A 12344-nucleotide genomic window follows, 5' to 3' on the forward strand; every position below is an offset into this window, starting at 1 on the left:
TCAGTTGCACGTTTTCGATCTCCGTAAAGGGAGCGAGGGTCAGATCGACGCTGCGGTTGATGTGAATCGTGTCGGTGCCTTCGCCGGCCAGCTCGGTGAGGCTGTCACCGAGGTTGTCAATCACGTAGGTATCGTCGCCCAGCCCCCCGGTCATGCTGTCGGCGCCCAGCCCACCGTTGAGCGTGTCGTTGCCCGCGCCACCATTGAGACTGTCGGTGCCGGTCGAGCCGATAATGACGTTGTCGCCAGCGCTCCCAATGACGGTCACAAAACTGCCGATCCCCGACGCATCGAGGTTCTCGAAGCTGATCTGCGCGAGGGCGTCTGGTGCGCCCCCGATTGACACCACCTGGTCGGTCGTCGAGGAGAGATCCACCTCTACGATATGGTTCCCCGGGACAATCCCACTGAGGACCAGGGTGTCGCTGTCCGCGCCGGCATCGATGCTATCCCCGTTGCCGGCCGTGACCAGCATCGTGATCCGGTCATCGCCCGCCTCCCCGGTGACGGTATCCTGCCCCAGCCCCCCATCGAGGGTATCGTTGCCCGCGCCGCCAGTGAGCGTGTCGGTGCCCGCCAATCCGGAGAGCGTGTTATGGCCGCTGTTGCCCGTCAGAATGTTATTGAGCGCATTGCCCGTGCCGGTGAGATTGGCACTCCCCGCGAGCGCCAGGTTCTCCAGGTTGGCGCCCAGCGCGTAGTTCCGCGAGGCGACTACCGTGTCCGTGCCCGCGTTCAGCGCTTCGCTGACCACGTCGGTCGCGAGGTCCACCGTGTAGGTGTCGTCCCCCAGACCTCCGACCATGGTGTCCGTACCGGCCCCGCCATCGAGGGTATCGTTGCCCAGCCCCCCGATCAGCGTGTCGTTGCCGGCCAGGCCGGAGAGCGTGTTGTGACCGCTGTTGCCCGTGAGAATGTTGGCGAGCGCATTGCCCGTGCCGGTGCTGTCGGCGCCGCCCAGAAGGGTCAGTTTCTCAATGTTGTCGCCCAGCGTAAAACTTGCCGCCGCACTCTGCACCAGGTCCACTCCCCCTGCGGCGCCCGCCAGCGTTTCAATGACGGTGTCGCCCAGGCTGTCCACCACATAGGTGTCATTGCCCGCCCCGCCCGCCATGGCATCGTCGCCCGTCCCGCCGTTGAGGAGGTCGTTCCCGGCATTGCCCGTGAGCGTGTCGGTGCCCTCTCCGCCATTGAGAATATTGGCGGCGCTGTTGCCGGCGAGGAGGTTGTCGCCGCCGTCCCCGGTGGCGTTGATCGCCCCCGCCCCGGTCAGTTGCACGTTTTCGATCTCCGTAAAGGGAGCGAGGGTCAGATCGACGCTGCGGTTGATGTGAATCGTGTCGGTGCCTTCGCCGGCCAGCTCGGTGAGGCTGTCACCGAGGTTGTCAATCACGTAAGTATCGTCGCCCAGCCCCCCGGTCATGCTGTCAGCGCCCAGCCCCCCGTTGAGCGTGTCGTTCCCCGCCCCGCCAGTGAGACTGTCGGTGCCGGCATTACCGGTCAACACGTCGTTGAAGCCAGTGCCAGTGAGCGCGTTGGCGCCATTGTTGCCGGTGAGAGACAGACCACTACCCATGGCAGAAGCGTCCACATTAAGAGCAGTGATGCCCGTGGTCACGCCCGCGGCCGTTCCAATCACCACACCCTCAACCGCCGTGACTCCCGGAGCTGTAATCAGAGTCTCGCCGGCGCTAGTGCTGGTGAAGCGAATGACATCACTACCCGCGCCCCCGTCAATCACCTCGCCCACGCCATGCTCAGCGGCCCTCCCGATCAGGAACACATCATTGCCATCCTCGCCGTGCAGCGTATCGTCGCCCGCCCCGCCATTTAAAATATCATTCCCGGCGCCGCCATTCAGCGTGTCCGCGTTGGGTCCGCTGATGGTGATCGTATCGTTCCCGGCACCGCCGGAGAACGTCATCCCGACACCCGAGTTATTGGTATAGGTGATCGTGTCATTGCCCGGCATCAGGCTGCCGACCACGGAAAAAAGGTCATTGGCCGTGGTAACTGTTTCAAGTGCACTATATGGCACCGACAGTCCGCTCATTGAGATCGTGTTGGCTCCCGACAGAACCGAGATCTGGGTGACAGTTCCGCTAATGTCATCCCCGGACAGGACTAAGCTGCCCTTGAGTGTCGCTTTGGTAGCACCAATCGTTTGCTGCAACTGCGTGATGCTCCCCGATGCATTACCGTTTGGATCTACCAGGATGTTGCCGATAATCGTTGCTTCATAGCCCGGGATGCCAATCGTGAGACTGGTGACGACTTCATTGCCGACGCCATCAATGGTACCGGTGAAACGCATAACATCGCCGGTGGAGGGATTGCGGTAGGTGAACGCGTTGATGACCGGGTCATTCAGGCCAAAGAATCCGGACCCGCTCGCTGTTACTATTGCCCCGGCATCCGGTGCGGGGGCATCCAGTGTTACTGAAAGAAATGTCGAAGTGGGTGGCGAGTTAAAATGGAACCAACCGTTGTCGATTGCTGTGCCTACTTGATCGAACCGAGTTGCAAATTCGTTGAACGCCTGTTGGAGATCAGTGGGAGCCTGCAGCGCGATGCCAGACCAGTCGACAGTGGTTGAGCCGGTAATGAGTGCCATAAGCTATCCCCCCCATTCGTATCATGCCGTGAATAGGATGCGCTTGAACTCCTTCCTGTCCTAATGCGTCGCGTTATTTTGGGTGCAATGCTAGTGCCGTGGACTAGAGGGATGATATCTGCCGAAATATCGATGCTTAGTGACCGCTTCTTTGGATGGCCCGATTGGGACGCTCGGAAAGAGGGGCGTAATGCCCCAACTGCATAAGAGTCGACTGCCGCAAACATCCACAGCCGAAATGGAGACACTGTGGAACCGCGTTCTGTCCCACCGTCTGAACGAGAGGTTGGACGGGAGACGAGCAATTCGTGAAGCCAGATTGCAGGGTTCGCTCGGTGGCGATGTCGGCAATCGCCGGCTACTGCCAACTGGCAGCCAAGACTGCTTGTACGTCCTGCGGCCGCTGATCGATCGCTTGATCCCAGGTGAGCCCCGTCTGCTGCGAGAAGCTCGCCATCGCCTGGATCAGCTGCTCCACCTGGGTATTGAGTAGAATTTGTCCATTACCTGCTTGCAGCGTCTCAATTTGATTGGTGGCGCCCGCACTGTACCAATTTTGAATCGTAACCCCCTCGCTCGCTCCGTGGATCTGCAGGCGCAAATCGTTCGCTTGGCGTTCCAGCACCAGATCCAACGGATTGATCGTGGTTCCAAACGCCAGTCGATCGCTGTTACCGGCGGTGGTATCCTTGTCGCGGATGGCGTCCTGCCCGTCGCCGCGATAGAACCGATACACGTCGTTGCCGACCCCTCCCATGAGCATGTCATTGTCAGCCCCGCCGGCCAGGGTATCGACGCCCGCGCCACCTTCCAGAACATCGCTCCCGCCCCCGCCTTGCAGGACATCGTTCCCGTCTCCGCCGAGCAGCAGATTCGCTCCCTCATTACCGAGCAACAGGTTATTCAACGCATTCCCAGCCCCGGCACTTGTGGAAGACCCCGTCAAGGTCAAATTCTCGATATGGCTGCCGAGCGTATAAGTCAGAAGCCCGGTGCGAACCGTGTCCGTCCCCTCGCTCGCGAGTTCGGTTACGACATCATCGATGACATCCACGATATAAATGTCATCGCCCTTTCCTCCTGTCATGGCATCCGCCCCACGGCCACCGTCAAGTAGATCGTTCCCCTCCCCGCCAGACAGCACATCAGTGCCGCCCAGACCGCTGAGAGTATCGTCGCCGCGGGCACCAGTCAGCACATCGTTGCCTTCCGTCCCGACGAATGTTTTAGGTAAGGGACCGGAGATCGCGATGGCAAATTCGTCTCTCGCACTGAGGTAACCCGCATCACTCGCCGTGACCTCTACCAGCATGGTGCCGGCATTGCCTGCGTCCGGCGTGCCGCTGAAGGTGCGCGTGGTCGGATTGAAGCTTAACCAGGCCGGCAACGGGTTCCCATCGGCGAGCGTCGCATTGTAGGTCAGCATATCGCCATGGATCACGTCGGCGTCGGCAAAGGTAGTGCCGGGAACCGTGAACAAGAACGGGTCGTCTTCGGCCGCCGTCTGATCGGCGATCGGCATCGCGACGGTCGGCGCATCGTTCACATTCTGAATGACCAGACTGAAACCGGTCGAGGCACTCAGGTTGCCCTGGTCGGTCGCCGTCACCGCCGGGGCCAGCGTCCCCACGTTATTATTGTCCGGCGTGCCGCTGAAGGTACGACTGATTGGATCGAAACTCAGCCATGTGGGAAGGAGACTCCCATCGGCGAGAGTGGCGCTATAGGACAGCTGATCCCCTTGCACGCGATCCACATCCACAAACGTAGAGGCAGGAATCGTAAACGAGAAGGCCGCATCTTCCACGGCGATCTGATCGGCCAGCAGAGTCGTCACCGTCGGGGCCTCATTCACGTTCATAACCGTGAGGGTAACAACATCAGATGCGGTGAGATTCCCGCTATCGGTTGCCGTCACCCGCAGATCGAGGCTGCCGACATGCGCATCATCCGCGGTGCCGCTGAACGTCGCTGTCGCCGGATCAAACGCGAGCCATGCCGGTAAGGCCATGCCATCGGCTAAGCTCGCGCTCAACGTCAGCACATCACTTGGATCGTTATCGGCAAAAGCACCGGGGGGCACGACGAACGTAAAGGGCACGTGCTCCCGGACGGTCTGATCAACCAGCGGCACTGACAGCATCGGTGCCTGGTTTGGGGGAAACAGCTCTGCCAGGTCCACGACACTCCCATCGGCAAACTCGAGTGTCGAAACCACCAGCGAACCATCTTGATTCAAGGGATCGAAATCTTCGAGAACGATTCGGTCGCCTCCACTTCCCACGGTAATCGTGAGCGTCGTTCCAGCTTGGAGGAAGACGAGATCTCCTGAGCCAATCCCTAATCCAAAGAGAATGCGATTGGCTCCTCCAAGCGTGACATCGTCATAGATCGTATCGATCCCGTCGCCGGGGGTGAACAGATAGGTATCGTGCCCTTCATCTCCTGACAGAATGTCATCTCCGAGCCCACCGGCCAACTGGTCATCACCCGCGTTGCCGACCAACACATCGTTGCCGCCTAGACCGACCAGGACATCATCAAGCACCGACCCACGCAATGCGTTATCAGCCTCCGTTCCCGTCAGGGTAAGGCCGATTGCCCGACCAAGAATCATCCCAGTATCCCAGACTGTCCCGTCGCCGAAGATCAACCGATCGATCTGGTATTCGGACCGCCACAGAAACTCATCCAGCAGAAGCTGATCGGCGGTGCCATTGATACGCACCACCAGATCATTGCTACTGCCCACCACCTGAATCGTCACATCGGACGGCAGGACGTCTGCCCCCAAGCGAACTACATCCGTGTTAGTCCCGGACGCATCGTAGCTGACGAGAATATCCTGCCCCCCCTCTCGACCGAATATGTAGATATCGTCCCCCGCATCGCCAACCAGGCGATCGTTCCCGGCGCCGCCATCGAGTCTATCGTCGCCATCCTGGCCGGACAGATAGTCGTCGCCGCTCAAGCCCTGGATAAGATTGTCCAATGGGTTCCCAAACAAGGTATCGGGGCCAGAAGTCCCCGCAAATGTGGAGATGCGATTGAACAAGTCACTGACCGTCCAGAGCGTGCCATCGGCAAACTGAACCTGCTCAACCCGATAGGCGGCCGCCGAATACCCGCTGGAGGAAAACGGTGGAGTGACGCCCACGGTCTTGAAAAAAGATTGAATCGTGAGACGATCGTTCGTGCCGTCGATCGACAACACCAAATCGTCTCCGTTCGTGCGCGCAAGGGTCACTTCGCCCGGCGAGACACCCGCCCCGATCAGAATCCGATCCTGCTCCCGGTCGAGATTCGATTGGGTCACGTCCAGATCCAACACGGCAACCTCGCCGGATCCTCGTCCAAAGCGATATGTGTTCGCACGAAAATCACCGAGGAGCGGCGCACCGAAATGATCGGCGTTCCAGACCGTGCCATCGGAGAACTGCATACGCTCCACGCGCGAAGGGGCCACGTAGGCGGACAACCCACCGCCCGGCGTAAAAACCTCCCCATCAGAAGGCATATAGGCTCCAGTCAACAGATAGCCCCCGCGGTCTAGCCGCAGGTCGTAAAACGAGACCACCGTAATCTGGTCCGCCCCCCCACCGATGTGTAGGTTGAGGTCGTTGCCCGCTCGCTCCCATGTGACATCGGAGGGCGCAAGACCATCCGCAAACAGCACCGTGTCCTCATTCTGGTAATATGCAGAATTGAAGAGAGCATCATTCTCTTGAATCGTGTCGCGACCGTCCCCCAGTCGAAATATATAGGTGTTGGCCAGATACTCGAGTTGCCCCGTGTCGTCGTTGAAGAACGAGATGCCGGACTGCCCGTGCAACACATCGTCGCCCACTCCACCGTCGAGACGGCCAGCGCCAGTTAAGACGTCATCCCCTGCTAGTCCCTCAAGCCAATTACCACCCGTCACTACATTATTGAGATTGTTCCCCACGCCGGCCGTCATCAAACCGCGGAGAGCGAGATTCTCAACGTGGTCGGAAAGCCTGTGGCTGATATAACTGATGACCGTATCATTCCCGCCCTCAGCAGATTCGACCACCACATCACCGGGACTATCGACTTCGTATGTATCGTCGCCGGGTCCTCCCGCAAGCAGGCTATCGTCCGTATCCAGATTCTCGTTTCCGCTGATCAAATCATCATTCCCAGCGTCCCCGAATAGCTGATCGACGCCGGCGGGCTCTGAAACCAGCAGCAACTCCGCCCCCTCGCTGACCGGTTCACTGCTAAATGCGGCAACCGAAAACGTCTGACTGCCCGAACTCCCGATCGTTCGAGAACCAGCCTCCAGACGGTCGTCTCCTTCCCCCCCATAAATCGTATCGAACCCCGCTCCCCCATCCAGCCGATCGATCCCGGCCCCACCATCAAGAAAATCATTGCCCGCTTCTCCTTCGAGCGTATCGTTCCCGACTCCACCAAGGAGAATGTCGGCTCCGGTCCCGCCTTCAAGCGAATCATCTCCCGAGCCGCCATCAAGATCATCGTCCCCCACCCCTCCATACAGCGCATCCGCACCCGCACCACCGTCTAAAATATCGTTCCCGCCGACATCGTGGAGCGCCGCGCCAAATCCTACTGGAATCCTGCTCGGATCATAATCACCGAACAGCACATCGTTATCGTCATTTCCTTCAAGGATGTCTGCGCCGTCCCCACCGGTCAAATAGTCGAACCCTTGCCCACCGATCAACCAATCCGCCCCTCCTGCGCCACGATACTCGGACATCGCAAACACAAGTTCCGTTACCGCATACTCAAATCGAAGATCTCCCGAGAGTTGATCGTTTCCATCCCCACCGAGCAAGACATCAGCCCCGTCCCCCCCATTCAACGTATCCTGGCCGAGCCCGCCAACCAGCAGATCGTCGCCAAATTGTCCGTCGAGCCAATCATTGCCGCTGCCGCCATCCAGGGAATCACCCCCGCCGGCATCAGGAGTCCCCCCTTGCGATATCGCCGCATCCCCTAGAAGAAAGTCGTTCCCCGCCCCTCCTATGAGTACATCGGCGCCACCCCCACCGTGCAGCTCCTCATCGCCGTCTCCCCCATCCAAGTAATCGTTGCCGTAGATCCCCAACTGAATGGAATCTGGATCGTCCCCTTCCAATTGATCGTTACCGCCTCCACCCAGGACGATGTCCCGTCCCGCGCCGCCCTGTATCGCATCATTCCCCTCACCGCCGTCCAAATAATCATTCCCGCCACCGGTCGAACCCGCGGCATCGTCCCCGTAGAGCTGATCGTCCTCGGCCCCGCCGTATAGGCGATCGTTACCGAGACCACCATAGATCTCGTCGTTTCCCCCACCGCCATACAGCTGATCGTCCCCCATGCCGCTGAGAACGAAGTCGTTTCCTCCCAACGCATAGATCAGATTGTGCTCCTCACCGATCCCGGGGATTAAACCGCCGATGGGGGCTGTGTTCCTCGTATCATTGCCATTGTCATCGAAAAACGCGGCATAGACCGGCTCATAAATGGGCGTGCCGTCGGGCAAATTGCCCACCTGAATAAAGTGATCCACTTTCTGGAACTCGGTACGGATCGCAGGAGTAGAGTCGGCTTCACTGACCAATCGAATCCCAAACTGGCCATTAACAAAATTCTTGATCGTCAGGAACCCCGACCCGGTGACCTGGAGATCGGTCCCAATTATTGTGAACGTGAGCGTCCCATCGGCACAGTGAAAGACGTTGGCCGGTTCGCCATTGCGGCGTAACCCGCCGACCAGGATCTTGTTGTCGAACTCCACCACCCCTTTGCCGTCGGAATCCTCAATGCTGTCAGCCCCGAAGTTGGAAATGTACCGATCCAGCCCTTCACCGCCTTTCAGAGTATCGTTATCGAGTCCTCCATCGAGCGTATCGTTTTCACTTCCCCCTTCGAGGATATCGTTCCCGACGCCACCCAGGAGCCTATCGATCCCCGCGCCGCCATCGAGTTGATCCCCACCGCCATCGCCCTGCAGATAATCGTTTCCTCCGTTGCCGATGAGTAGATCCACCCCGCCCCCGCCATAGAGATGGTCCTCGTTGCTGCCACCTTCCAATCGATCAAGCCCATTGGAGCCAAAAAGAAATTCCTGGTGCGTCTGAATATTCCCGCCGGTTTCGATTTGATAGCGAATCTGACTGATCGCATCATCATTACCCACGACATAGTCTGCGAAATGGATGTTGCCGGAAGAGGTCTCCCGATCTCCCAGATTAAGTGCAATTTTCTCCGCCAAGAACTGCGCCCGGTCAGCCAGGTATTGGGCAGTCAATGTGCCGGTGCCGGTGGCCTCATTGAAGAGGTCCAACTCGCCTGCCGTATTGTGTGCTTCGTACAGCACATCAGTCACACGATCATCATCGGCCCAGAGTGCAAACGGGTTCAATTCTTTCAGCGCATACCGATAGGCCAGCCCTTGGGCCGTCTCCGCTTGCGCAATGTTTTCCGGGCTGGTCGCCTCACTGCTCTGCAGGGACGACATATCCGTTAGGTCAGTAAGCGTGAAGATCGCACCGGCCTCCTGCCAGCCCTGCAGAGCCTGACGAACCGAGGCCATCGCGACATACATTTCATTGCGATTGGCTAAATTCCCAAATCCGCCCACCTGAGAATCGACCGGCAACGGATAGGGCTCTGGAAGCGTAGGCCCCAGAAACAGTTTGCGAAAGGTATCAACCGTTCTCTCCAGCGAATCACCTTCGACCAAACCCGGGGTAACCAATGGCGCGATTGCATGAGCCTTTGCATTCGACGCAGCTTTGATTAAGAGTTCGGCACTGGCCTGGCCATAACGGAAATCAATTGTGTGAATCAGTTCCTGGACTGCCAATGAGTCGACAATCAGAATGATGGAGTGTGTGTTGCCAAAGACGGCTTGATCTTGGAAGAGTAGGACGCCTTCGATCTGAGGTTGACCTTCGATCAAGATGGGCTGCGCTCCAGCCGCATGGACGCCAGAGTTTGCGACAACGTTGAGATCCCCCGTCGCGGCTAAGCCATACAGGGCTGTAATCTTGGAGAAGGGCCCGGACGCTCTCGGCTCTCCGAGAAAGTTCGTAGTCAATTCGATACTGGAGATTCCCTCAGTATCAAATTGCCACAGCGTCGCCGCCTTGGCCCACTGATACCGAGGGTCCGAGTAGAAGTTGGGAGTCCCTTGATCAAACGGATCCCATCCTGGATCGGCCGCATGGCTGACTATTGCCGCATCGTAAATAGGGCTGTCCCGAGAGAAGCGGGGATTTGCCATATCGGGATCGTTCAAGACCACGCGAAAATAATCCAACATCGCCCGGATACGCGCTTCCTCAGCAACCAGACTGGAATCCGCTCCCTCAACATGTCCCCGTCCGGCTCCGTTGAAGATATAGGTGTGATCGATCTCTGCAGCGTGAAGCTCGGTAAACACGGTCGCCAGATGCCCGCCCAGCGAATACCCTGTGACATTCAATGTGGAACCCGAGGGGAGCTTTTGGCTGGACTTCAGTTGAAGATAGTAACTCTCCATGGCAGCCAATTGTCCGAAGGCAAATCCATGTGCCCCAATTTCCCCGTCGGCGGCAAACAGCCCATCACGTTCCCAATCGCCCCCCTCACTCTGATGTCGATACTCAGTGCTCCGGAAGGAGAGAGTGTAACTGTTAGTATCTCGGTCAAAGATTAAAGTGGCTGAAAAGCCGCTCGCGTCGTTGGCATGGTGGTCGACAATCTGATATCTAGCTGATGAGCCAGGCGTGGGAACAAAATATGAGGTTAACTGATCCGTGAATCGTGTTTTCCCAGAGAATAGCTCAGATGAAATCACACGGATGTCGTTATTGCCATCTGTCAATATGTCCTTTAACTGCCTGCCAGAGGTGAGTTGATCAAGGTATGATTCCGCAGCCATCTGCTGCAGCGCAAATTGGAGCCATGTCGAAATATTCCCTTGACTCATTGCGCTTCTCCTATTCTTGAGAAGCTGGCTTCAGCACTTCATTTATGAATTGCGCGTCCATCTTCAAAGACTCTTTCGAACATTTCCCAGCGGTGAGCCACCAAACCCCAGTTGGACTATTCCGAACAGAACCACTTCGGACATAACTCCGTCTAACTGCAAGCACCTCATTGCTTTGTAAATCCAGAATGATGAGTTCTCCGCCCGCGATTCCAAGTTCACGATCATGCGGGCGGGTAATGCCCCGCCAGGTATAGCCGTACTGACTTCGGAGTATAGAAACATCGGCCATGGCTACGATATAAGGCACATGAACAAACTGACCATTGATTGCAGTATTAAACCGCCTTCCTGGATGCGCTTTCTCGTCGCGGTAATACCGCCTATACTGATGATGCGCCTCCCTCTTGGAGGATGGCGGCAAGGGGCTCTCGAGATATTGGTATTTACCTATTGCAGGCTGGACAAAATAGTCCTGAGGAGAGTCTCTCACCCCTACAGCCAACCCGTATGGATCCTCCATTGCGTAGAGATGCTCTAGAAGATAATCATTCTTAGCGGACTCCCGTGGCCGCATCATGTAAAGTCCTTCTACATTCTCTACCGTCTTGTAGATGAACTCCCCTGCTTCGGTCTTACAAAGATGGTTAAAGTATTCTTCGGGGGTCATGCCCGGCTTGTAGCCGCTGTCGGCCGGAACTGGATTCGGTATCTTGATGCTATGCGCAAAGCGGCCTTCCTCGGTTGCAAGCGGATCGGCGGGTTTGAGTTCCAGAATGTCACAGGCGGTATCATTAGGCTGCAACTTTGCCTGAGCACAGGTGGCCGCAAACTCCTTCATCCTCCGGTCGAACCGCTCACCTGGCGTCTCGGCGAGCGAGACACAGCCGCTGCCGCCTGCCAGCACAATGCTCAGCCCGAAACTCATAATCACTTTGTGAATGCCCATATGCCGCTCCTCTCTAGCCCTAGCCTTTCGGCCTCGACTGCTGCGCATCACGCACGCTGACCAGCACTTGCTGAATCTGCTGATGCAACCGCGCCAACACGTCCACCCCCATCGCCACGCGGGTGACGAGATGGCCTTCCAATCCTTTTGGTGCAGCCTGGCCTTCTTTCACCGTCTTCGCAATGTCACCAAGCAGCCCGGGCTCGATGAAGCCGAAATCCACATAGGCGATGCCCTGGGAGACGCCGACACTTGTATAATTCGTCGCCTTGGGATGCGCGGTCGGCTCGCTTGGCTTCAAACGGATATTCAATTGAAGGGCCTTGTCTTTCGCATCGCTCATGTTGAGCCACTCCTTCTCCCAGCCTAGCGTTGAGGCGCTCGCCTGCATAGCCACAAATACTTCCAATATATCTGCATTCCTAACAAATAACGAGCGGAATGTACCGACATCCATGCCCATCCGTCAAGCTCTCCGTAACGATCAGAATGGTTGCATATTAAAGACCACGGACTACATCGCGATGAGTCAAGGATGGTGCCGCATGTTCCTTCAGGCCAGTCTCCCGGCAGAAGGCTGAGGCCCGTCCGTCCATAGCGCACTCCCTTCACTCCCAGAAAGCTTGCAATGTGGGGACGACGCGTGCCGCGAGTGTCACCCGCAGAGCCATGGCCAGGCCTGTGGCGCATCGGGCGTTATCTTGCTGGAAGCTACTTTCCCAGGATGCGTACAGAGACCTTACCCAGCCTGTCTGGCCAAGACCTCGATTGAGGAGGCGCGCCACGGCTGAATCAGGCTGAGGCTCAGCAGATTTTGGGAGGCGGTCAGGCGG

At 57.7% G+C, this 12344-nt stretch carries 4 protein-coding genes; all 4 read right to left on the bottom strand.

The annotated features are described in order from the left end of the window. Positions 1–2614 (bottom strand): beta strand repeat-containing protein (locus ACO9S2_RS16605; RefSeq protein ID WP_423723525.1); only part of this gene is annotated, 2614 nt, incomplete at its 3' end. A gap of 358 nt (positions 2615–2972) precedes the next feature. Then, positions 2973–10133, bottom strand: coding sequence for a putative Ig domain-containing protein (locus ACO9S2_RS16610; protein WP_423723526.1), 7161 nt, complete (start codon positions 10131–10133; stop codon positions 2973–2975). A 439-nt stretch (positions 10134–10572) separates the two neighbouring features. Further along, the gene (locus ACO9S2_RS16615) at positions 10573–11511 is read right to left on the bottom strand and encodes a hypothetical protein (protein ID WP_423723527.1); all 939 of its coding nucleotides are present in this window, start codon (positions 11509–11511) and stop codon (positions 10573–10575) included. Positions 11512–11530: 19 nt separating this feature from the next. Beyond that, positions 11531–11854: a hypothetical protein gene (locus ACO9S2_RS16620; protein WP_423723528.1), complete on the bottom strand. Its 324-nt coding sequence runs from the start codon at positions 11852–11854 to the stop codon at positions 11531–11533. Positions 11855–12344 lie beyond the last annotated feature (490 nt).

It is taken from the genome of Nitrospira sp. NS4, assembly GCF_049546785.1.
Taxonomy (GTDB): domain Bacteria; phylum Nitrospirota; class Nitrospiria; order Nitrospirales; family Nitrospiraceae; genus Nitrospira_D.

Excerpts from the sequence above, each read along its gene's own strand:
- ACO9S2_RS16610 (WP_423723526.1), bottom strand. The coding sequence starts at position 10,133 with ATGGAGAGTTACTATCTTCAACTGAAGTCCAGCCAAAAGCTCCCCTCG.
- ACO9S2_RS16615 (WP_423723527.1), bottom strand. The coding sequence starts at position 11,511 with ATGGGCATTCACAAAGTGATTATGAGTTTCGGGCTGAGCATTGTGCTG.
- ACO9S2_RS16620 (WP_423723528.1), bottom strand. The coding sequence starts at position 11,854 with ATGAGCGATGCGAAAGACAAGGCCCTTCAATTGAATATCCGTTTGAAG.